Raw genomic sequence first — 22,624 nt, forward strand, 5'->3', positions numbered from 1 at the left:
ATTTATGGAACTGCAGGACAAGATTGCACTGGTGACGGGGGCTTCCCGTGGTATCGGCCGCGCCGTGGCGCTGGAGCTGGCGGCACGCGGGGCGACGGTCATTGGTACGGCGACTTCCGAATCGGGCGCGCAGGACATCAGCGCAGCGCTGGCCGCCCAGGGCGGCCGCGGCGTGGTGCTCAATGTCAATGACCCCGCCGCCTGCACGGCGCTGGTCGACGAACTGGCGGCCCAGGGCGGCCCGCACATCCTGATCAACAACGCGGGCATTACCCGCGACATGCTGGCCATGCGCATGAAGGACGAAGATTGGGATGCCGTGCTGGCAACCAATCTCACCGCTGTGTTCCGCATGTCGCGCGCTGTCATGCGCCCCATGATGAAGGCCCGCTGGGGCCGTATCATCAACATCACGTCGGTCGTTGGCGCCAGCGGCAATGCCGGTCAGGCCAACTATGCCGCCGCCAAGGCTGGTGTTGCCGGCATGGCCCGGGCGCTGGCCCGCGAGCTGGGCAGCCGTGGAATCACGGTAAACTGCGTTGCGCCGGGTTTCATCGAAACTGACATGACGCGTGCGCTGGGCGAAAATCAGACCAGCGCGCTGTTGTCACAGATTCCCCTGGGCCGCCTCGGCGATCCGGCGGATATCGCTCATGCGGTGGCCTTCCTGGCCGGACCGCAGGCAGGTTACATTACGGGCAGCACGCTGCACGTGAACGGTGGCATGTATATGCAGTAATGCCGCTGTGCCAGCCGCCTGGCGGCCCTGAAACAGGGCCGCGGAAGGCTGGTGCTTTTCAGAGGCGTACGCCGCGCAGCGGGCAATTGCGCGTGTACATGTTTTTTTTGTCACGGCCGGTGTTTGAAAATTTTCACGCTTGGCTATAATTCGCGGGATTTTTCCCCATTTGGAGATCTGCATGGAAAGCATCGAACAGCGCGTCAAGAAGATCGTCGCTGAACAACTTGGCGTCAACGAAGCCGAGGTCAAGAACGAATCTTCCTTCCTTGACGACCTCGGTGCCGATTCGCTCGACATGGTCGAATTGGTCATGGCGCTGGAAGACGAATTCGAAACCGAGATCCCCGACGAAGAGGCGGAGAAGATCACCAACGTTCAGCAAGCCATCGACTACGTCAGCGCTAACCTGAAGTCGTAATTCTTGTTGTCTGTTCTAGGTAACGGGCGCGCCTGGCGCGCCCGTCCGTCAGGCGGTTACTGAAGACTAGCGACGTATTCCGATCGACCGGTCATCCTGGCTGATACGGCATTTGTCGTGGTCTGCAGGCCGCCTTTTCTTTGTCTGTTTTAGGAGTCACCCGTGAAGCGACGTGTCGTGATTACAGGCCTGGGTATCGTCAGCCCCGTCGGCAACGACATCGCTACGGCATGGGACAACATCGTCAACGGACGGTCCGGGATCGGGCGCATTACCCGCTTCGATCCGTCTGGTCTGACGGCCCAGATCGCCGGCGAAGTAAAAGATTTTGATGTCACGCAATACATTCCCTCCAAGGAAGCGCGCCAGATGGATACCTTCATCCATTACGGCGTGGCTGCAGGGGTGCAGGCGTGGCAAGATAGCGGGCTGGAAATTACCGAAGCCAATGCAGACCGTGTCGGCGTCATCGTCGGTTCGGGTATTGGCGGCCTGCCCCGTATCGAAGAAACCCAGACGGAGTATCTGGAGCGCGGCGCGCGCCGTATCTCCCCGTTCTTCGTGCCGGCTTCGCTGATCAACCTCATTTCCGGCCAGCTGTCCATCCGTTTCGGCATGCGTGGGCCGAGCTATGCCGTGGTTTCGGCGTGTACGACCGGCCTGCACAGCATCGGCGATGCTGCCCGCCTGATCGAATACGGCGATGCCGACGTGATGCTGGCTGGGGGTGCGGAATCCACCGTGTCGCCGCTGGGCATCGGTGGCTTTGCCGCCATGCGTGCCCTGTCGCTGCGCAATGATGATCCGGCAACGGCATCGCGTCCCTGGGACCGCGACCGCGACGGTTTCGTTCTGGGCGAAGGTGCAGGCGTGCTGGTGCTGGAAGAATACGAACATGCGCGCAAGCGCGGTGCCCGTATCTACGGCGAATTCGCTGGCTATGGCATGAGTTCCGACGCGCATCACATCACTGCCCCGAACCGCGAGGGGCCGGCCCGTGGCGTGCAGAACGCGTTGCGCAACGGCGGCATCAACGCCGAAGACGTGAGCTACGTGAATGCGCATGGTACTTCGACGCCGCTGGGCGACAAGAACGAAACCGAAGCGCTGAAACTGGCCTTTGGCGATCATGCGCACAAGCTCGTCATCAATTCCACCAAATCCATGACCGGCCACTTGCTGGGAGCGGCAGGTGGCATTGAAGCCGTGTTCACGACCCTGGCCGTCTACAACCAGGTTTCGCCTCCGACCATCAACCTGTTCAACCAGGATCCCGAATGCGATCTGGATTACTGCGCCAACCAGGCGCGTGACCTCAAGATCGACGTGGCCCTGTCGAACTCCTTCGGTTTCGGTGGCACCAACGGCTCTATGGTTGTCCGCAAGGTCTGATACCGTGGATTCCGCCGGACAGGGCGTGCTGCTGGTCGTGCCCGGTGGCTCCAGGCGCCGCCGGGTGCTGGTTCTGGCCATGAGCCTGGCGGCAGGCGCATGCCTGGCGCTATTTCTGTCCTGGTGGATGGCGGACATCCGGCTGGCTTTGCTGGCTGGCCTGTCCGCCATGCTTTTGATGGCCTGGCGCGAGTACCATCTGGTAGCGCGCCAGGGCATGCTGCGCGTCGATGCCCAGGGCCGCGTCAGCCTGGCCACTGCCTCGGGTTGGCAACCGGCTCGGTACTGGTCGGCTCAGGCCTCGCCTGCCTGCCTGGCGCTGCGGCTGGAAGTGCCGCAAGGCGTGCGGAACATAACGATCTGGCGCGATGCCGTCGAGCCGGCAGGCTGGCGGCGCCTGAATCTGCTGGCGGTGCGCCAGCGGTCCAATGCGGGCGAGCCGCGTCAGGGAGGGACTGCATGAGTGAAAAAGAGGTCGATAGCGCCCTGGTCGCAAGGGTGCAGCAAGGCGACAAGACTGCGTTTGATCTGTTGGTGCGCAAGTACCAGCGCAAGATCATGCGTTTGCTGTCGCGCATGATCCGCGACCCGGCAGACCTGGAAGACGTCGCGCAGGAAACTTTCATCAAGGCCTACCGCGCCTTGGGCCAGTTCCGTGGCGAAAGCGCTTTCTATACCTGGCTGTATCGTATTGCCATCAATACCGCGCGCAATTGGCTGTCGGCTTCCGGTCGGCGTCCCAGCGGCAGCGGCATGGTGGAAAACGAGGACGGTGAAACTTTTAGCGAAACCGACAACCTAAGCGATATCAGCACACCAGAATCGGTGCTGGCCAGCCGCGAAATTGCCGCGACGGTCAATGCAGTGATCGAGGAACTGCCGGAAGAGCTGCGTACGGCTATCGTGCTGAGGGAAATAGAAGGGATGAGCTACGATGAAATTGCTCAGACCATGAATTGCCCCATTGGGACGGTAAGGTCGCGGATTTTCCGCGCGCGGGAGGCGATCGCCGCCCGCTTGCGTCCGTTGCTGGATACGGACCAGGAACGACGCTGGTAAGGAGCTATCATGCAGTCAAGTACGCGAAGGCAAGAGGCCGAGGCGGATGTCCTGTCACGCGAACAGGCATTGTCCGCCTTCATGGACGGCGAAGGCGCGGATGCCTGGCCGCTGGATCTGGACACCCCCAAGGGGCGTCAGGATTGGGATACCTATCATCTGATTGGCGATGTGCTGCGCAGCCCGGGCCTGTCTATTCAGGTTTCGGAGAAGTGGCGCGTGCGTCTGGCCGGCGCACTCGAAGCGGAGCCCACACTGATGGCGCCGCGCCGGGGTGGTCGCGCCTGGCGTTTCGGTCTGTCCGGGCTGGCCGTGGCGGCGGCGGTGGCATCGGTGGCCTGGGTGGCGCAACCTTATTTTTCCACCGGCACGTCTCCCGCGCCGGTGCTGGCTGACGGCCGCAACACGGAAGCGCCTGCGCTGCTCGAGTACGTCGATGCGCATCGTGAACTGGCAAACCCGGGTTCCGGTATCCGCCAGGTGTCGTTCGACGGCGGTCTGTGAGGCGGCCCATGTTCGGACTGTCTACCACCGGAGGACAAACAGGCTTGCCGCCGTCGTGGCGGCGCGGCCTGGCGGCCCTGGGTGCATTGGGCCTGATGGGCGCCCTGACCCTGGCCGGCGCGGTGCAGGCAGCGCCTGCGTTGCCGCTGACCCTCAGCGATGACGAAGCCAAGGCGCTGCTGGAACATGTGCAGGCGGCGGCCAGGGATGCCGACTACAGTGGCATTGTGGTCTACCAGCAGGGCCAGGCGCTGCAGTCGTCCCTGCTTGCGCACATCATGGATGGCACTGGTGAGCGCGAGCGCATGTACGCGCTGGATGGCGAACCCAGGGAATACCTGCGCCACAACGACGAAGTCAGCTACATTCTGCCGCAGCGCAAGCTGGTCAAGCAGGAAACCGGGAAATCCGGGCGCTTTCCGTCCTTGTTGCAAGGTGAGGCGGCCAAGCTGCTGCAGCATTACGTCGTGCGTGTCGATGACACTGGGCTGGCCCGCATTGCCGGCAGGCCGTGCCAGGTGGCGTACATCGAACCCAAGGACAACTACCGCTACGCCCATCGGGTCTGCATAGACCAGGCGACCGGCCTGCTGCTCAAGGCGCAGATCATCGGCCAGGATGGCCAGGTGCTGGAGCAATATGCCTTTGCGGCGCTGGATACCGGCGCCGACGTCGATCCCGCCCGCCTGCGTGGCGGTTCTGCCGAGCCTGACTGGGAAGTTCAGGAAAGCCACATGGCGCCTGCCGATCTGGCGAGCCAGGGTTGGCGTATCACGCCGCCGCCGGGCTTTGTTCCGGTGATGCAAGTGCAAAGAAATTTAAACCACCGTGAAACTGTTAGCCAGTTGGTGCTGTCAGATGGGTTGGCGGCTTTCTCGGTGTTCATCGAGCCACTGCAGTCCTCGCAACGGACCGGACGTCCGGTCCGAGAGCAGGCGCAGCGGGGCGCAACGCATATCCATGGCGTGCGCATAGCCGATTACTGGCTGACGGCAGTGGGTGAAGTGCCTGCTGATGCGCTGGCGCACGTGGTCGACGCAGTGGAGTACGTGCCGGGCGCGCCGCAGTAAAAGACCTTGCCCAGATAAAAACTGGGTTTCTCATTGCACAGGAATGAGCATGGAGCAGAAGGCTATTATGCGTAGTGATTCTTTCATGACCGGACTATTCCGTTCTGCCGCTTTCAAGGCGGTGACCGTGGCCCTGGCGGCGTGTATGTCGCTGGGCGCACAGCAGGCGGTGGCGCAGACGCGCACACTGGATGGCCTGCCGGATTTCACCCCCATCGTGGAAAAGACCGAAGGCTCGGTCGTCAACATCCGCACCACTGCCACCGTGCAGGCGCGCGGCGGCATGCCCGGTTTCGGCGGCGAAGACCCCTATGAAATGTTCCGCTGGTTCTTCGGGCCGGACATGGTGCCGCCCGGTGCCGGCCGTCGCCCTGGTCCTGGTGCTGGCGCCGCGCCGGCCGAGCCCCGTACCGTGCCGCGCGGCATCGGTTCCGGGTTCATCGTGTCCGACGATGGCTATATCCTCACCAACAATCACGTGGTGGAAGGCGCGACCGATATTTTCGTGACCTTCACCGACGGACGCGAGGTCAAGGCGCGCCTGATCGGGGCCGATGCGCGCACTGACGTGGCCGTGATCAAGGTCGACGACCAGAAAGACCTGCAGCCCCTGGCCATTGGTGATTCCAACAAGCTGCGCAAAGGCCAATGGGTGCTGGCCATCGGCTCACCCTTTGGCCTGGAGTCGACCGTCACATCCGGTATCGTGAGCGCCATCGGCCGGGAAACCGGGGATTACCTGCCGTTCATCCAGACTGATGTGGCCGTCAATCCCGGTAACTCCGGCGGTCCGCTGATTAACCTGGATGGCGAGGCCGTGGGCATCAATTCACAGATCGTCACGCGTAGCGGCGGTTTCATCGGCATCTCTCTGGCCATTCCCATTGACGAGGCCATGCGCGTTGCCGACCAGCTCAAGTCCAATGGCCGGGTGGTGCGGGGCCGTATCGGCGTCCAGATTTCCGAAGTCAGCAAGGACGTGGCCGATGCCATTGGCCTGCCCAATGCCCAGGGTGCCCTGGTCAGCATGGTTGAGGAAAAGGGGCCCGCGGAAGCCGCTGGTGTACAGCCTGGTGATGTGATCGTCCGTTTCAATGACCATGAAATCAAGCGCTGGTCCGACCTGCCGCGCCTGGTCGGTGATACCAAGCCTGATACCAAGGCGCCGCTGGAAGTGTGGCGCAAGGGCAAGAAGATGACGCTCAACGTGCGCATCGGCGAAATCCCGACAGAAGAGGGTGCGGCCGTGGCCCAGGCGCCTGCCAGCGCCAACGCCAATGCGCTGGGCCTGGCCGTGGCGCCGCTGGATGCCGAGGCACGTGCCGCGCTCAAGGTGGCCGGCGGGGTTGTGGTGCGCCGTGCCGAAGGTGTGGCGGCAGCCGCGGGCATCCGTGAAGGCGATGTGTTGCTGACGCTCAACACCCAGGATATCAGCGCGCCAGATCAGTTCAACAAGCTGGTTTCGGAGCTTAAACCGGGCAGCCGCGTGGCCCTGTTGGTGCGCCGTGATGACATCAGCCTGTGGGTGACGCTGGAACTGCCCGCGAAGTAAGAGCAAAACCCGCTAAAATGGCTGGTTGCCGCAAAAAGGGGCGCGTCGCGCCCCTTTTTGCTATCACGGCTAATTCCCGGCCGGGCGGCGAATGTCCGCCCCTTGGGCATCTGCCGGCCTGTTCCCGCCTTTTTCATGACGGTTTATGCAGCATATCCGCAATTTCTCCATCATTGCCCACATCGACCACGGTAAATCCACGCTGGCGGATCGCCTGATCCAGCGCTGCGGCGGTCTGCAGGACCGGGAGATGTCATCGCAGGTGCTCGATTCCATGGATCTTGAGCGCGAGCGCGGCATCACCATCAAGGCGCAGACAGCCGCGCTGACCTACAAGGCTGGCGACGGCCAGGTCTACCAGCTCAACCTGATCGACACCCCGGGGCACGTTGACTTCTCCTACGAGGTCAGCCGCTCGCTGTCCGCCTGCGAGGGCGCGCTGCTGGTGGTTGATGCATCGCAAGGGGTGGAAGCGCAGACGGTCGCCAACTGCTACACCGCCATCGAGCTGGGCGTGGAAGTGCTGCCGGTGCTCAATAAAATGGACTTGCCGCAGGCAGATCCGGAAAGCGCCCGCTCGGAAATCGAGGATGTCATCGGCATCGACGCCTCTCAGGCAGTGCTGGCCAGCGCCAAGAGCGGCATGGGCATAGACGACATCCTGGAGATGGTGGTGGCCAAGGTGCCGCCGCCGCGAGGCAGCGTGGACGAGCCTTTGCAGGCATTGATCATCGACTCCTGGTTCGACAATTACGTCGGGGTTGTGATGTTGGTACGTATTGTCAACGGTGTCCTGCGTACCAAGGACAAAATTCTGTTGATGGCAACAGGTTATACCCACCTGTGTGAACAGGTCGGGGTGTTTACGCCCAAGTCGGTCAAGCGCGAGAGCCTGTCGGCAGGCGAGGTTGGTTTCATTATTGCCGGCATCAAGGAGCTGGAACACGCCAAGGTAGGGGATACCGTGACGCTGGCGGGCAAGCCTGCTGCCAGTGCGCTGCCGGGTTTCAAGGAAGTCCAGCCGCAGGTGTTCTCCGGCCTGTATCCGGTCGAATCCAGCGAATATGACCAGCTGCGCGATGCGCTGGAGAAACTCAAGCTCAACGACGCTGCGCTGATGTTCGAGCCGGAAGTTTCCCAGGCGTTGGGCTTCGGTTTCCGTTGCGGCTTCCTTGGCCTGCTGCACATGGAAATCGTGCAGGAGCGCCTGGAGCGCGAGTTCGACATGGATATCATCACCACCGCGCCGTCGGTGGTGTACGAGGTGATGCAGCGCGATGGCGAGATGCTGATGGTCGAAAGCCCATCGCGCATGCCGGAAGTGGGCAAGATCGAAGATATTCGCGAGCCTATCGTGAAAGTGACGCTGTTCATGCCGCAGGAGTACGTGGGGCCGGTCATGACGTTGTGCAACCAGAAGCGCGGCGCCCAGGTCAACATGAGCTACCACGGCAAGCAGGTGCACCTGGTCTACGAAATCCCGCTGGCGGAAATCGTGCTGGACTTCTTCGACCGCCTGAAGTCGGTCTCGCGCGGTTACGCGTCGATGGATTACGAGTTCGTGGAATATCGCTCGGCGGACGTGGTCAAGGTCGACCTGCTGATCAACAGCGACAGGGTAGATGCCTTGTCCATGATCGTTCACCGCAGCAATGCGCGTTTCCGGGCGCGCGAGGTGGTTTCCAAGATGCGCGAACTGATCCCGCGCCAAATGTATGATGTGGCCATTCAGGCGGCGATCGGCGCGGAAATCATTGCGCGCGAGAACGTCAAGGCGCTGCGCAAGAACGTGCTGGCGAAGTGCTATGGTGGAGACATCACGCGCAAGAAGAAGCTGCTCGAGAAACAGAAGGCGGGCAAGAAGCGCATGAAGCAGGTCGGCACGGTGGAAATCCCGCAGGAGGCGTTCCTGGCCATTCTGCAGGTTGAGGATAAATAAGGTTGGAACGCGGATGAGCTGGAATTTCGCCCTGATATTGTTTCTGCTGCTGGTATTGACGGGGGCCGTCAAGATCATCGACCGGGTGTGGTTGAGGAAAGCCAGGGCAGCGCGTGCCGAAGCGGAGATCCAGCGTCAGCTCAAGGAAGGCGTGCTGGATGCCGATTCCGCCGAGGAGCGTTCGCGCGCGCTGCGCAACAAGATGAACCGTGCCCCCTGGTGGGTGGAATATGCGGTCAGCTTTTTCCCGGTCATCCTGTTTGTCTTCGTCTTGCGTTCGTTCATTGTCGAGCCGTTCCGCATTCCGTCGGGCTCGATGCTGCCGACCCTGCAATCCGGCGACCTGATCCTTGTGAACAAGTTCAGCTACGGCATACGTCTGCCGGTACTGGACAAGAAGGTCATCCCGCTGGGTGACCCGCAACGCGGTGACGTCGTGGTATTCCGCTATCCGGTGGAGCCGCAGACCGATTACATCAAGCGCATCGTCGGCCTGCCTGGCGATGAAGTTGCCTATATCAACCAGACCTTGCTGATCAACGGCAAGGTCGTGCCCCATGTGCGCGATGGCGATTATTACGATCCTGAGCGCATGGCTTATGGGGCCCGTTATCTCGAAACGCTGGGCGAGCGCAAGCATGACATCCTGCTCAATGAGAATGCCATGCCGAATCTGAGCCCGATCTGGCGTTTCCCGCATTTCGACCAGTGCCGCTATGGCCGCGAAGGCGTGCGTTGCATCGTGCCGGAAGGGAATTATTTTGTGTTGGGCGATAACCGCGACAATAGCCTGGACAGCCGCTATTGGGGGTTCGTGCCCGATGAAAACCTGGTTGGCCGCGCATTCTTCATCTGGATGAATTTCCGCGAGCCCAGCCGTATCGGCGGATTTAAATAAGACAATGACCCCTTTGCGTTTGCTGGAACAGCGCATAGACCATAAGTTTACGGACCCGGCCCTGCTGGATCAGGCCGTGACGCACCGCAGCCATAGTGGCAAGCACAACGAGCGCCTGGAATTTCTTGGTGATTCCGTGCTGAACTTTGTGGTGGCGGACTTGCTGTATCAGCGTTATGAACGGCTGGATGAAGGCGACCTGTCGCGCATCCGTGCCAATCTTGTCAAGCAGTCGGCGCTGGCGGATATCGCCCAGACCCTGGCGCTGTCGGAATTCCTGCGCCTGGGCGAAGGCGAACTGAAGAGCGGCGGCTATCGCCGTCCTTCGATTCTGGCAGATGCGCTTGAAGCCATTTTCGGTGCCGTGTTCCTGGATTCGGGCTTCGATGAAGCCCGCCGGGTCATCCGGCGCCTGTACGAACCGGTGCTGGAAAGCGTCGATCCGCACACGCTGGGCAAGGATGCCAAGACGCTGCTGCAGGAATTCCTGCAAGGGCGCAAGCTGCCGTTGCCGGTCTATACGGTGCTGGCCATCCACGGCGCGGCGCATGACCAGCAGTTTGAACTGCAGTGCTCGATCGCGCCATTGAATATCCAGGTGACGGCGGCAGGCGGCAGTCGCCGGGCAGCCGAACAGCTGGCGGCAGCCGAAGCGCTGGTCCAGGCGCAGCGCGCCTGTCCGGCACCGCTGCGCGGCAAGGCCGCCAAGAAATCCTCGCAGTCGGCGCTGACCGTCGCGGTTGAACAGGAGCGCATGAAGCGCAAGGGCACATGAACAGCGAGCACAACAAAGATTCAGGCGTACCGGACGGTGCGGCAGACCCGGCGCAGGCGCTGCCGGCAGAGGATAGCGTGGACACCGATTACCGCTGTGGCTTCGTCGCGCTGGTGGGGCGTCCCAATGTCGGGAAATCAACCCTGTCGAACGCGCTGATAGGCGCCAAGCTTTCCATCGTGTCGCGCAAGGCGCAAACGACGCGCCATCGCATCCAAGGGGTGCTGACGCGCGACGATGCCCAATTCGTTTTCGTCGATACCCCCGGTTTCCAGACCCGCCATGGCGGCGCCATGAACCGCATGATGAACCGTGTCGTGACTCAGGCACTGGCCGATGTCGATGTGGTGGTGCATGTGGTCGAGGCGGGCAAATGGTCCGAAGGCGACGCCAAGCTGCTGCCGCTGCTGCCCAAGGGCAAGCGCGTCATCCTGGCGGTCAACAAGGTTGACTTGCTGAAGCAGCGCAATGAGCTGTTCCCCTTCGTGGCCAAGCTCACCGCGCAGTATCCCTATGATGCCGTGGTGCCGGTCAGCGCGGCCAAGGACAAGCAGCTGGACGTCTTGCTGACGGAAATCGCTGCTGGCCTGCCACAAGGCGAAGCCATGTTCGAGCCGGATACGCTGACAGACCGGCCGATGCGTTTCATTGCCGCCGAACTGATCCGCGAAAAGATTTTCCGCCTGGTAGGCGACGAGCTGCCCTACGGCTGCACCGTCGTGATCGAGCAGTGGGAAGAAAACGAAAACGGCGGCGTGCGCATTGCGGCGTGTGTGGTGGTCGAGCGTGAAAGCCATCGTCCCATCCTGCTGGGTGCGGGCGGCCAGCACATGAAGCGCATCGCCACCGAAGCACGCCAGGATATTTCCAAGCTGCTGGAGCAGCCGGTGTTCCTTGAAATCTATATCAAGGTGCGCAAGGGCTGGTCCGAGCGTGAAAGCGCGCTGCGCGATCTGGGATATGAATAAACGCGCACGGCGCGTCAATGATGTCATTGCCTACCTGCTGCATGCGACAGCATGGCGGGAAACCTCGCTGATCGTCCAGGCATTCAGCCGCGATCACGGTTGCGTGGCGCTGGTTGCCAAGGGCGCCAAGCGCCCGTATTCCACCTTGCGCCCGGTGTTGCATACTTTCCAACCGCTGCTGCTTTCCTGGAGCGGGGCAGGAGAGGTCAAGACGCTGGTGCGCGCCGACATTGCCGGGCTCATGCCATTGTCTGGCGCCGCGCTGATGTCGGCCTGGTACATGAACGAGCTGCTGTTGCGGCTCCTGCCGCGTGAAGATGCCTACCCGGAAGTCTTCGATGCCTATGAAGCCGCGTTGCGGCAGCTGGCCAGCGGCGGCCCGGCCGTAGCGGCCTTGCGCCACTTCGAATGGATTTTGCTACGTGAAACCGGTTACGGCCTGGATGAAGCCGAGCCCGATTTTTCCGCGCTGGACAATGAGCCGGGCCTGCGAGCCCGCTTGCGTGAACGCCTGGCAGAACACCTGGCAGGCCGCCAACTCGCGACACGCCGGGTGCTGGTAGACCTGCAGCGCTGGCTGGCGCAGAACCAGCCGGGCGGCTGAACCAGGGCCGCAGGCCGAGCCAGTGCTGTGGTCAGATGCCACGTGGCGCTAGTCTGGGCCGCGTTTTTCCTTGCTGTCATTTTCCCCAATTAAGTTGACTTGCCTGTGCTGATGGGCAGGCGTACGCCTGCGCGCAACGCTGGCGCGGGAGCAGATGGGCAGATAGGCGGCAGGTCTTTGTGCTGGATCTATATCTGTGGAATAGAAACTACAGACTTCTTATGGTTTCTTGTTTGACCAAGGCTTTCATGTAAGAATCGAAAGAGAATGGTTCTTAATGTTTTTTCTTTTATCTTGGCATGATTCCCATGAGCTTGGGTTTGAATGATGCCAGAATATTCCTTGAGCGAGACTTCTTCCCATGCTTCATCACGCCAAATTCCGGCCCAGCCGGATAGCTGCCGCGCTATGCCTGCTGTCTGTGTTGCCTGTGTCGCAAGCACAGCAGACCACTCCGGTTCAACCCTCGCGGGAACTGGAAGCCGTTACAGTGATAGGAACTGCGGCAGAAGAGCAGAAAGAAGCGCTGGGCGTATCGGTGATCACGGCCGCGGAACTGGAAAAGCGGCCGCCGGCATCCGACCTGGCGGAGATCCTGCGCCGTGAGCCAGGGGTGAACCTGACCGGCAGCGCCGCTTCCGGCATGCGCGGCAACCGCCGTCAGCTCGACATCCGCGGCATGGGTCCGGACAACACCATGGTGCTGATCGACGGCCGTCCGGCCAATTCGCGCAATGCCTCGCGCCAGGGCTGGACGGGCGAGCGTGACACGGATGGCGATACCGGCTGGGTTCCGCCGGAAGCCATCGAGCGCGTGGAAATCCTGCGCGGCCCGGCAGCGGCACGCTATGGGTCTGGCGCCATGGGCGGCGTGGTCAATATCATTACCAAGAAGCCGACGGACGAGTTCCACGGTTCGGTGACGACGTATAACGACTGGCACCAGGATTCCGACGAAGGTAATAGCCGGCGTGTGAATTTCTTGCTGTCTGGTCCGGCTGCCGACAAGCTGGGATTTCGCCTCTATGGTGGCTATGCCAAGACGAGTCCTGACGATCTGAATATCAACGAAGGACATGGCGCCTATACGGCAAACGGCATTACCGGTGCGGCAGGCAAGACTGGGAAGCGGGATAAGTTTGTTAATGGCGAACTGGTACTGGATATTGATAGCCGCCAATCGCTGGAACTGGACCTTGGCTTCAGTCGCAAGAGTGATCTGTACTCCGGCGATACGCAGAATCTCAATGGTTACGAAACTGGCTCGGGCGGAACCTTTACCCCTGTCAATGAACTCTGGGGGAGTGAAACCACCATTGTTTATCGGACGGATCTGGGCCTGACGCACAAGGGCACCTGGGATTGGGGGGTATCCAATATTGGTCTGAGTTATGGCTATACCCGCAATTCGCGCGATGCTGAAGGGCTGTTCGGAGGGCCGGAAGGGGCCTTCCTGGGTGAAGGCCAATCGCCGCAAGGTCGCTATGACAGCCGCTTCAAGGAGTGGCGGCTGGATGGGGATGTCAGCTTGCCGCTGGATATCGGTGGGATCGAGCAGATGTTGACACTAGGCGGAGAATTCAAGCGCGAGTCGCTGGATGATCCTGGCAGTCTGAGGGCCCTGGCGCTGGGGTCGCGTGACTTCGAACCCGTTGGTGTGCCTGGGCGCGATGGAGACTCCAAGGTGGCCTACAACAGCTTTGCCATCTGGGCCGAAGACAATATTCGGGTTACAGAGGCATTCACACTGACGCCCACGGTGCGTTTCAATCATCACCAGGAGTTTGGCAACAATGTGAGTCCTGGCCTGACGGCTTCCTATGCGATCAATGATGTCTGGACGGTTCGTGGTGGGATTGCCCGGGCCTACAAGACGCCTAATCTGTATCAAGCGAATCCCAATTACCTGCTTTACAGCCGGGGCAATGGTTGCCGTGGGAATATGAGCTCGCAGGGCGGATGCTACCTGCAGGGCAATGCGGACTTGAAGAGCGAAACCAGCATTAACAAGGAAATCGGTTTTGCCTATGATGATGGCATTTTCAATGCCAGCCTGGCCTATTTCCGCAACGATTACAAGAATAAGATCGTTGCAGGTGTTGATCCCATCGGACAAGTCGAGTTGGGTACCCAGAATCCTTATCTGCTGCAATGGGTGAACACGCCCAAGGCTGAAGTTTCCGGGCTGGAAGGCAATGTCTTCATTCCGTTTACGGAAGCAGTTTCTTGGAATACGAACTTCACCTACATGATTTCGTCCAAGGACAAGACCTACAACCAGCCCCTGAGTATTATTCCCAAGTACACCGTAAATTCCTGGCTGGATTGGGCCGTGAATGAGCGTTTGTCGCTGCAAGCGAACTTGACCTGGTATGGCAAGCAGGAGCCGGCGACCTTTGATGTCCGGCGCGGTACCGATGTCGCTATCGGTCCTGGCCTGAATCCCTATGCGCTGGTCGGTGTCAATGGCGGCTATGAAATCAGCAAGAATTTCAGTGTGCGTCTGGGGATCAATAACCTGTTCAACAAGAAGCTGTATCGCCAGGGTCTGAATTACGGTACTGGCAATACGTTGATCGAAGGTGCAGGGGCCCGCACCTATAACGAACACGGTCGTTCCTACTTCCTGAATCTGACGGCTCGTTTCTGATCGCTGCCTGTCCTTCTGGTTCTGTCGTTGCGCTGGCAACGGCACGACCAGGCGGATAATTGGAAAATGCCGCATGACAGCCGATTCCGGCATCATGCGGCATTTTTTTCAGCATCAGCTGTTGCGAGGCACACAAGTGTTCCAGCATGTGCTGGAATGCTGGCGCTGCACCTGAAAAGCATCCAGGCGCAGCGCATTCAGGTTCAGCTGCGGCGTGCCGTCAACCATTGCTCCGGCGCCAGGGGGGCAGCGGCGACGCGGACTTCGCCCAGCTGGCCGAAGAAGCCGTCGGTCCGTTCGCCTTCCCAGCTGCCTGCGCCTATGACCCAGGGCAGGGTGGCGCCGGCCGAGGCCAGGCCGCTGGCGTTGCCGGAATTGCGCAGCACTGGGGCACCTTCGATATACATGGTGCTTTCCTTGGTGGTCGGGTCAGCGACGATGGCAATGTGCACCCAGGTGTCGGCCATGATTTCACCCGACCAGCTGGCCTGGGGCGAACGGCTGCCCGATTGGGCCGTGACCACTTCCCATTGGATTTCCCTCAGGCTGGACACGGCGAACAGCAGCGGTGGCGATTCCGGATCGCCACCGGAGAAGCCGGGCACCGAGCCGCGCATGCCATCGCGCGTCATGATGTTCATCCAGGCATGCAGGCTGGAGTTCCAGTCCTTGTCGAGCTTCACGAAGGCTTCGATGGTGTAGCCGCTATCGGCGAATTCCATGGCGTTGAGCGCCGCGCTGGTATCGGTCAGGAAGTAGCTCAGGCGGCCATCGCGCTTGCTGGTATTGAGGAAACGCACGGAACCCGGGGCTGCCGACAGGTGGTGGCGATCGTCGGACCACACCATGTCTTCCAGCCGAGCCGAGGTCACGCCGCGTTCGGCATTCAGGGCGGCACGGTGGAGCGGGTTGGCGCCGGTTTCGTCGGCAATGACATGATTGGCCGGTACCGGCGTGCCTGCGCTGCCGCCGAAGAAGCGCCAGTGGGCGACCGTCGAGGCCACGTGCGCGTAATCGTCGCTGTCCGCAGGCGCACGGGGTTCAACCACTTCCGGTTCGGTGTAGCCATCCAGGATCAGGGCGCTGGTCTGGGCCACGATGGCGGCGCGCTTGCCGGGGCCGGCGATGAACGACTTGTTGAAGCCGGAGAAGCGCTCCGCGAAGTTCATCTGGATGGTCAGGCGTTCGTTGTTGCCGGTCAGTACGGCCTGGTCGAAGCGGGTCAGCGTATCGGCTGGTTTTTGCACGACCCAGGGCGAGAACGACAGGATGTCTATCAGGTTGTGGGTGAGGTCGAATTCATACAGGCGCATCAGGCCATTGCCGCCCTGGTAGGCCATCTGGTAATCCACGACCATCAGTTCGACGTTATGGCCGAAGTCGTTCACCTTGGTCAGGTGGGCCGCACCATGGTGGTGGCCGTTGAGCGTCAGGAAAATCTGGTCGTTGTCGCGGATCAGCTTTTCCCAGAGCATCAGGCCATAGGACGTTTCCAGCGGGCTGACGCCGTCGCGGTCGATATTGAGCAACTGGTGGTTGACCAGAATGACGGGTACCGTGGGATGTTTGGCAATGACCTGGCGAGCCCATTCGATACCGGCATCGGAAATTCGCCACGATAGCGACAACACCATGAACTGCTGCCCTTCGGCTTCGAAGATGTGATATTCGTGGAAGCCGCTGCTGTCGCGGGCGCCGAAGGTCGACTGCCATTTGGCGCGTGTCGGGCCGAACCATTGCAGGTAGGGTTCCTCGGCCAGGTCGCGCTGGGCATCGGTGCCGCTTGCCTGGCTGCTGGCATCCACATAGCCACGGTCACTCAGGACGTCATGGTTGCCGGCCAGGATGGAGTAAGGCACTTTGCCGGTTTCCAGCACGCGCATGGCCTGATCCGCCACTTTCCACTGGTCGGGCTTGCGGACCTGATCCACGACATCGCCCAGGTGGGCCACGAATGAGATGCCCAGCTCGCGCGCGTGTTCGGCAATCCAGTAGGTCTGGGCCATGAAGGGCTCGCTGCCGAATTTGCGGCTGTACTGGCTGTTTTCGTCAGGCGTGGCGTAGCGCGAATAGAACTGGGTGTCGGGCAGGACGGCCAGCGCGAATCGCGAAGCGCCCTCCGGCGTCGGGGCGACGTTGCCGGAATCATCGTCGCTGCTGCTGCCACAGGCCGTCAGCAAGACCGAGCCGCCCAGCGGCAGCAGGCTGGCAGCCAGGCTGCCGCGCAGCAGGCGCCGGCGTGAAGAGTCGGCCGGGGCCAGGACGGGAACGGAACGATCGGAAGGGGAAGAAGACATGATGCAGTAAAAGGTCCAACCAGTGAAGAAAGACCTGTTTGTACTTTTTTCTCATGTCAGCACGGTGACTACGGTGCTTTGTACAGCACGGGCGTCAGGCCACGCCGTTGCATCCGTGCTTGCGAAAGCCCGGACGGGTGCCCAGGCGTGTGAAATAGTCTTGTACGGCGGGCAGTTCAGGGTGGGCGCAAGGCGTGGCGAACCAGCGGTTGACGGACAGGCCGATGGCGATATCCGCCAGGCTGAAATCGGCGCCGGCGACAAAGGCCCGGGTTTTTTCCAGGCGGGCGTCGAGAATGCGCATGAAACCATGCCAGGCATCCAGCGAAGCCTGGATCTGCGCGGGGTCGGCGTGGTTGGGGGATAGTCGCACCAGCGCCATGAAGGCATAGCTCCAGGACCGGTTCAGATCGGATGCCTGCCAGTCCAGCCATTGGTCGACGCGCGCCCGCGCGTGGGCAGGTTGCGGATAGAGAGCGTTGCCATCATAGCGATTGGCGAGGTAGCGCAGGATGCTGTTTGATTCCCATAGCACGAAGTCGCCATCGCGCAGCACAGGCACCATGGCGTTCGGGTTGAGCGCCAGGAATTCCGGCGCATGGGTATCGCGAAACCCGCTGCCCCAGTCTTCCTGCTGCCAGGCCAGCCCGAGCTCGTCGCAGGCCCACATGACTTTGCGGACATTGATGGAGGAACGTTTTCCGAGGATGGTCAGCATGGCAGAAAGGCGGCAAGGTGGGTGGGGCGGGAATGGCGGACGGTTTGTCATGACAGCTTACCGCGTGCCCGCGTCAGCTGTCATGGCCGTTGTGGCTGCGGCCGTCATGGCAGGCGTCACAGCGGCCGTACTGGCAGGAGTGATGGCAGGAGTGCCGGCAGGCGATGAGGGCGCCTAGAACCGCGTCAGTTCCTGGCGCCGCTCGATAATGCGCGATACCAGCCCGTAGCTGATGGCCTCGGTGGCGGGCATCCAGAGATCACGTTCGATATCCTCGCGCACGCGCTCCAGTGGCTGGCCGGTCTGGCGCGCGATGACGGCAGCGATACGTTCACGCGCCTTGATGATTTCCCTGGCCTGCAATGCCATGTCGCTGGCGCGTCCGCCGGCGCCACCGCTGGGCTGGTGTATCAGGAAACGGGTCTGGGGCAGGCAGACGCGGCGCTCCAGCGGCGCGCTCAGGTACAGGTGGGTCGCGGCGCTGCCGACCCAGCCCGTGCCTATCATGTTCACCGGCGAGTCGATGAAACGCACCACGTCATGGATGGCGTCGCCGGATTCCAGGTGGCCGCCGGGCGATGACACAATCATGTCTATGGGAGCGGAGGATTCGGCGTCCAGCGCCAGCAGCCGGCGCACGGTTTCGGCGGCGACGATATCCGTAATGGTGCCGAACACCAGTACGGTTCTGGCGCGGAAGGCCTTTTCTTCCAGGAAGGCGCTGTTCTGGCTGCCGGGAGCCGGGGCGGGAGTGTCTGTTTCACTGGCAAACGTATGTTGGGGGTACATGCGGAATAACTCCTTTGCGTGTTAAGTTTGCCTAGCTAGACGAATGAGCGCCTATGAACGTGACACCGACTTCCATTCATCCCCTGGCCAGTGACGCGGCGTTGCGCCGGCGCCTGCTGGCGCTGGCCCGGCGTTGGGTCGGGCATGGCGCCGATGCCGAGGATCTGGTGCAGGATGCCTATCTGCGCACGGCGCAGGGAGGCCTGCCGGAAACCGAGGCAGGGCGTGAGGCCTGGCTGGTGACCGTGTTGCAGCGCCTGTGCATCGACGCCTGGCGCCGGCAGGGCCGCTACCAGGCCATCCTGGCGCGTGACCCACTGATTCCCATGGATGAAGCGCCGGAACCGGCGGCGCAGGCGGATCAGGCCCGCCGGGTCGAACAGGCGCTGGCCTTGTTGATACAGACCCTGTCGGCTGGCGCCGTGGCGGCAGTTTTGCTCTATGAGGTATTCGGCTTCGGGCATGCGGAACTGGGTGCCCTGTCTGGCCGCAGCGAGGCGGCGTCGCGCCAGCAGATGCATCGCTGGCTGCAGCGGCTGCGCGGTCGCTGCGCACCCAGCGGCGGGGCGGCAGCCGTCGCAATGGCCGATGAAGAGGAACACAGCGAGTTGTTCCTGCTTTGCAGCCAGGCGCTGGCGCAGCGTGATCCTTTCAATCTTATCGCCATCCTGCGTACGGCCCAGCCGCAGATGCTGGGGGCGGCGCCGCAGCGAGTCGACAGCGCAGGTGCGGCCCAGGCGCTGGGGCTGGCTGCAAGTTGCGCAGCCGGCCTGAGCCAGGGGATGGTTCAGGCCAGGGCATATCGGGTCGATACGCTATTGGCGCTCCTGGCGGGCAGCCTGACGGGCTGGGCGTGGCAGCCTGCCGCTCTGGCCTACGCCGGGGATGCCGAGGATATCGCCTGCATGGCGTGAATCAAAGGCTTGGAAGTCGGCCTCGTCACCGGCCTGCTTCGCCAGCCCCCGGCGGGCGCTGGTGCAATTGGGGGCGGCAAGGCCTTTTCGCCTCAAGGCGGCAGGGGTGTCAGAGGACTTCGCGGCGCAATTCGGGGAAAACCTTGGAGACCTTGTCCAGCAGGTAGTCGCCATAGATGCCGTTGAAGGCATGGACATTGGCGCGGTCCCAGCGCTCGGCGCTGTCATCCTGGGCAGGGGCATCGGCCAGGCCTTCGATACGTTGCACCCGTGCGAAGAAATTCGGGTCGAAAAACAGCGGGAAGGACAGGCGGTCATGGCCCGAGGTATTGCGTTTGACGCGGTGCGGCGTGGATTTGTAGAGCCCGCCCGTCATGCGGTCCAGCATGTCGCCGATATTGCAGACGAAGGCGCCGGCCACTGGCGGCGCGTCTATCCAGCCTCCGGGCGTGCGTACTTCCAGCCCGCCGATATGGTCCTGCAGCAGGATGGTCAGCAAACCGTAGTCGGTATGTTCGCCCACGCCCCACTGCACATCCAGCCCTTCGGGCACGGCTTGCGATGGATAGTTGAAAATGCGGAACAGGATCAGCGGATCTGCCGTGTAGCGGTCATGGAAGTAGCTGGCCGGCAGGTCCAGGCTGAGTGCGATGCCTTCCATCAGTTGATGGCCCAGCTGGGTTGTGGCGGCCATGTATTCGAGGATGGTTGCGCGCAGGCCGGGAACGTCCGGGAACAGGTTGGCGCCATGCACGGGCGTGCCGGCCTGTACCAGCGGATGGTCGGCGGCAAGCTCGGTGCCCAGGTACAGGCCTTCCTTCCAGTCGGGGCGTCCGGAGGTCAGTTCGCCGCCCAGCGGGAAGTAGCCGCGCCAGGCGCGGCCGCCCAGCGCCATGCGCCACTGCAGCTTGGTGGTTTCGTCAAGATTGAAGAAATCATGGCTCAGGCGTTCCAGGCGGCTGATCAGTTCCGGGCTGACGCCATGGCCGTTGACATAGAAAAAACCATGCTCGCGGCAGGCTGCGCGTATCTGTTGGGCGACGCGGGTGCGGCCGTCTGCATCGTCCGGGGCGCGCAGCGCCGCGACGTCGATGATGGGCAGGCCGGTGGAGGCGGGAGAGGCGTTCGGGGTCGTCATGGCGGGTCTCGGACGGGTAATCAGGCGGCAGGCTGGGCGTTGGGCGTGGCGAAGGGAGAACGGATGTCTGCCAGGAACTTCTGTGCACGCGGATGTTGCGGGCGTTCGAAGAAATCCTTGGGCGTGCCGCGTTCCAGGACCTGTCCGGCATCCATGAAAATGATGCGGTCCGCGACTTCGCGGGCAAATCCCATTTCATGAGTGACGCAGACCATGGTCATGCCTTCGCGAGCCAGGTCGCGCATGACCAGCAGCACTTCGCTGACCATCTCCGGGTCCAGCGCACTGGTGGGCTCATCGAACAGCATCAGCGGCGGTTCCATGGCCAAGGCGCGGGCAATGGCGACGCGTTGCTGCTGGCCGCCGGACAGCGAGTGCGGCATGGCGTCGGCCTTGGCGGCCAGTCCGACCCGTTCCAGCAGCGCCATGGCGCGGGTCCTGGCCGCAGCGGGCGCCAGGCCGCGCAGGCGGATGGGGGCCAGCGTGCAGTTTTCCAGCACGCTCAGGTGCGGGAACAGATTGAACTGCTGGAAGACGAAGCCGATGTGAGAACGGAACTCGTTGAGGTCCAGCTTGGGGTCGTAGATGTCCTGGCCGTTCACGCTGATGGTGCCGGACTGTATGGGTTCCAGCCGGTTGATGGTGCGGATCAGCGTGGACTTGCCCGAACCGGACGGGCCGCAGACGACCACGACCTCGCCCTTGGCGACAGTCTCGTTGACATCGGTCAGCGCCTGGTACTTGCCATACCATTTGTTGACGTTCTCGAACTGAATCATGTTCATGCAGGAACTCCTTGGGGTTCCTGCCGGGCTTGCGGACGGCGCGCCAGGCGCCGCTCCATGGCATAGGCGCAGCGCGACAGTGCAAAGCACAGCAGGAAGTAGGTCAGGCCCAGCACCAGGTAGATTTCCACCGGATGGGTCATGACCTGGGTGTTGATTTGCGAGGTGACGAAGGACACTTCGGACAGGCCGATGATATAGCCCAGCGAGGTTTCCTTGATGGTGGAGACGAATTGATTCACCAGGGACGGCAGCATGTTGACCAGGGCCTGCGGCAGCACGATGAAGCGCATGGCGCGGAAATAGCCCAGACCCAGCGAGCGGGCGCTTTCCATCTGCCCTGGCGGCAGACCCTGGATGCCGGCACGCACGATCTCCGACAGGTAGGCGGCGTCGAAAATCACCAGGGCGATCAGCATGGTGCCGAATTGGTCGGTCTTGACGCCGGTAACGCTGGGCAGGAAGAAATAGGCCCAGAACACGACCATCAGCAGCGGCGTGCCGCGCACCACGAAAACCAGCCCTGTGACCGGCCAGCGCAGCACTTTCCAGGGGCTCAGGCGCGCGAAGGCCAGGAGCACGCCCAGCGGAAAGGCCAGCAGCAAGGCCGCTGCCGCCAGTACGAGGGTCAGCGCCAGGCCGCCCAGCGGGCCGTTGGGGTACTGGCCGACGAGGAAATACAGCCAATAGGTGTCGATGACTTCCAGGAAACTCATAGCGCCCTCGCCGGATAACGATGCTGGTACCAGGCGGCCAGCGCGGTGATGAGCAGCGACAGGCCCAGATAGGAGGCAGATGCGAAGGCGAAGGCCTCGAAGCTGCGGAAGCTTGCGCTTTCCACCTGGCCGGCCTGGTACATCAGCTCGGATACGCCGATGACGGTGGCGATACTGGTGCCCTTCCACAGATTGAGGGTCTGCGAAATCAGCGGCGGCACGGTAATGCGCACCGCCTGTGGCAGGATGACCAAGCGCATGCTTTCCAGGTAGCTGAGGCCCAGCGCCCGGGCGGCTTCGGACTGCACCGGTGCGACGGCGCGTATGCCGCTGCGGATGTCTTCGGCCATGTAGGCGGCGGTATAGAGGGAGAGGGCGACGATGGCCGCGACGGCCTCGATTTCGCCGTCATAAAGCCAGTAGCGCACGCTTTCCGGCAGCAATTCGGGCGCGCCGAAATACCAGAACAGCATTTGCGCCAGCAGCGGCACGTTGCGGATGGCTTCCACATAGGCCATGCCCAGCGCGCGCAGCATGGCGAAGCGCGACAGGCGCATGAGGGCCACGATGACCGCCAGCGGCAGCGCACAGGCCAGCGAAACCACGAACAGCAGCAGCGATAGGCGCAGGCCAGCCATCAGCATCTCGTGATACTGGCCGCCCATCAGCATGGAGAGATCAAAACCCATGGTCACC

At 62.1% G+C, this 22,624-nt stretch carries 23 protein-coding genes; 15 read left to right on the plus strand and 8 right to left on the minus strand.

Going from position 1 to position 22,624, the window contains the following annotated elements; translation table 11 throughout:
- The first annotated feature begins 4 nt into the window (after positions 1-4).
- The 13 genes from fabG (at position 5) to recO (ending at position 11,921) form a co-directional block, all read left to right on the plus strand.
- On the plus strand, positions 5-739 hold the full coding sequence (gene fabG, locus EV679_RS04830) for a 3-oxoacyl-ACP reductase FabG (protein WP_068366775.1): 735 nt from the start codon (positions 5-7) through the stop codon (positions 737-739).
- Between the two features lie 181 nt (positions 740-920).
- Positions 921-1,160, plus strand: coding sequence for an acyl carrier protein (gene acpP / locus EV679_RS04835; RefSeq protein WP_068366772.1), 240 nt, complete (start codon positions 921-923; stop codon positions 1,158-1,160).
- A gap of 162 nt (positions 1,161-1,322) precedes the next feature.
- The gene (fabF, locus tag EV679_RS04840; RefSeq protein WP_068366770.1) at positions 1,323-2,552 is read left to right on the plus strand and encodes a beta-ketoacyl-ACP synthase II; all 1,230 of its coding nucleotides are present in this window, start codon (positions 1,323-1,325) and stop codon (positions 2,550-2,552) included.
- Between the two features lie 4 nt (positions 2,553-2,556).
- On the plus strand, positions 2,557-3,015 hold the full coding sequence (locus EV679_RS04845; RefSeq protein ID WP_130486601.1) for a protein YgfX: 459 nt from the start codon (positions 2,557-2,559) through the stop codon (positions 3,013-3,015).
- Positions 3,012-3,611, plus strand: coding sequence for an RNA polymerase sigma factor RpoE (gene rpoE, locus EV679_RS04850; RefSeq protein ID WP_068366767.1), 600 nt, complete (start codon positions 3,012-3,014; stop codon positions 3,609-3,611). The genes EV679_RS04845 and rpoE overlap by 4 nt, the downstream gene beginning before the upstream one ends.
- A gap of 9 nt (positions 3,612-3,620) precedes the next feature.
- Entirely contained in the window at positions 3,621-4,115 is a 495-nt protein-coding gene (locus EV679_RS04855) for a sigma-E factor negative regulatory protein (protein WP_068366765.1), read from the plus strand.
- 8 nt (positions 4,116-4,123) lie between these two features.
- Positions 4,124-5,185: a MucB/RseB C-terminal domain-containing protein gene (locus EV679_RS04860; RefSeq protein ID WP_130486602.1), complete on the plus strand. Its 1,062-nt coding sequence runs from the start codon at positions 4,124-4,126 to the stop codon at positions 5,183-5,185.
- Between the two features lie 67 nt (positions 5,186-5,252).
- Positions 5,253-6,737 (plus strand): DegQ family serine endoprotease, encoded by a 1,485-nt coding sequence (locus EV679_RS04865; protein ID WP_240733255.1) that lies wholly within the window; start codon positions 5,253-5,255, stop codon positions 6,735-6,737.
- A gap of 145 nt (positions 6,738-6,882) precedes the next feature.
- On the plus strand, positions 6,883-8,676 hold the full coding sequence (gene lepA / locus EV679_RS04870; RefSeq protein WP_127775034.1) for a translation elongation factor 4: 1,794 nt from the start codon (positions 6,883-6,885) through the stop codon (positions 8,674-8,676).
- A gap of 13 nt (positions 8,677-8,689) precedes the next feature.
- Positions 8,690-9,574 (plus strand): signal peptidase I, encoded by an 885-nt coding sequence (gene lepB, locus EV679_RS04875; RefSeq protein ID WP_068366761.1) that lies wholly within the window; start codon positions 8,690-8,692, stop codon positions 9,572-9,574.
- A gap of 4 nt (positions 9,575-9,578) precedes the next feature.
- Positions 9,579-10,349 carry a ribonuclease III gene (rnc, locus tag EV679_RS04880; protein WP_068366760.1) on the plus strand — a complete coding sequence of 257 codons (771 nt, stop codon included), beginning with the start codon at positions 9,579-9,581 and terminating at the stop codon, positions 10,347-10,349.
- Between the two features lie 77 nt (positions 10,350-10,426).
- A complete protein-coding gene (gene era / locus EV679_RS04885; protein ID WP_068367721.1) occupies positions 10,427-11,317 on the plus strand; it encodes a GTPase Era in 891 nt (296 codons plus the stop codon).
- On the plus strand, positions 11,310-11,921 hold the full coding sequence (recO, locus tag EV679_RS04890; protein ID WP_068366757.1) for a DNA repair protein RecO: 612 nt from the start codon (positions 11,310-11,312) through the stop codon (positions 11,919-11,921). Before era ends, recO begins: the two co-directional genes overlap by 8 nt.
- Positions 11,922-12,109: 188 nt before the next feature.
- Here recO and EV679_RS17585 read toward each other — a convergent pair whose 3' ends face one another.
- Positions 12,110-12,364, minus strand: a complete 255-nt coding sequence (locus EV679_RS17585) for a hypothetical protein (protein WP_165389915.1) — start codon at positions 12,362-12,364, stop codon at positions 12,110-12,112.
- On the opposite strand from EV679_RS17585, the gene EV679_RS04895 reads away from it, so the two are divergent.
- Positions 12,352-14,571 (plus strand): FepA family TonB-dependent siderophore receptor, encoded by a 2,220-nt coding sequence (locus EV679_RS04895; protein WP_238591275.1) that lies wholly within the window; start codon positions 12,352-12,354, stop codon positions 14,569-14,571. The genes EV679_RS17585 and EV679_RS04895 overlap by 13 nt on opposite strands.
- 203 nt (positions 14,572-14,774) lie before the next feature.
- Here the strand turns inward: EV679_RS04895 and EV679_RS04900 are convergent, their stop codons facing one another.
- The 3 genes from EV679_RS04900 to EV679_RS04910 form a co-directional block, all read right to left on the minus strand.
- Positions 14,775-16,868, minus strand: coding sequence for a LamG-like jellyroll fold domain-containing protein (locus EV679_RS04900; RefSeq protein WP_130486604.1), 2,094 nt, complete (start codon positions 16,866-16,868; stop codon positions 14,775-14,777).
- Between the two features lie 94 nt (positions 16,869-16,962).
- Positions 16,963-17,586 carry a glutathione S-transferase family protein gene (locus EV679_RS04905; RefSeq protein WP_068366739.1) on the minus strand — a complete coding sequence of 208 codons (624 nt, stop codon included), beginning with the start codon at positions 17,584-17,586 and terminating at the stop codon, positions 16,963-16,965.
- Positions 17,587-17,760: 174 nt separating this feature from the next.
- Positions 17,761-18,375, minus strand: coding sequence for an ATP-dependent Clp protease proteolytic subunit (locus EV679_RS04910; protein WP_068366737.1), 615 nt, complete (start codon positions 18,373-18,375; stop codon positions 17,761-17,763).
- 53 nt (positions 18,376-18,428) lie between these two features.
- Between EV679_RS04910 and EV679_RS04915 the strand changes: the two genes are divergently transcribed.
- Positions 18,429-19,289, plus strand: a complete 861-nt coding sequence (locus EV679_RS04915) for an RNA polymerase sigma factor (RefSeq protein WP_068366735.1) — start codon at positions 18,429-18,431, stop codon at positions 19,287-19,289.
- 109 nt (positions 19,290-19,398) lie between these two features.
- On the opposite strand, the gene EV679_RS04920 is transcribed toward EV679_RS04915, so the two are convergent.
- The 4 genes from EV679_RS04920 to EV679_RS04935 are packed head-to-tail and all read right to left on the minus strand — an operon-like array spanning position 19,399 to position 22,617.
- Positions 19,399-20,427, minus strand: a complete 1,029-nt coding sequence (locus EV679_RS04920) for an isopenicillin N synthase family dioxygenase (protein ID WP_068366733.1) — start codon at positions 20,425-20,427, stop codon at positions 19,399-19,401.
- A 20-nt stretch (positions 20,428-20,447) separates the two neighbouring features.
- Positions 20,448-21,212 (minus strand): amino acid ABC transporter ATP-binding protein, encoded by a 765-nt coding sequence (locus tag EV679_RS04925; RefSeq protein ID WP_274519705.1) that lies wholly within the window; start codon positions 21,210-21,212, stop codon positions 20,448-20,450.
- Positions 21,209-21,928 carry an amino acid ABC transporter permease gene (locus EV679_RS04930; protein WP_068366730.1) on the minus strand — a complete coding sequence of 240 codons (720 nt, stop codon included), beginning with the start codon at positions 21,926-21,928 and terminating at the stop codon, positions 21,209-21,211. Before EV679_RS04930 ends, EV679_RS04925 begins: the two co-directional genes overlap by 4 nt.
- Entirely contained in the window at positions 21,925-22,617 is a 693-nt protein-coding gene (locus tag EV679_RS04935; RefSeq protein WP_068366727.1) for an amino acid ABC transporter permease, read from the minus strand. Before EV679_RS04935 ends, EV679_RS04930 begins: the two co-directional genes overlap by 4 nt.
- Between the last annotated feature and the right edge of the window lie 7 nt (positions 22,618-22,624).

Origin of the sequence: Kerstersia gyiorum (assembly GCF_004216755.1) — a bacterium.
GTDB lineage: Bacteria > Pseudomonadota > Gammaproteobacteria > Burkholderiales > Burkholderiaceae_B > Kerstersia > Kerstersia gyiorum.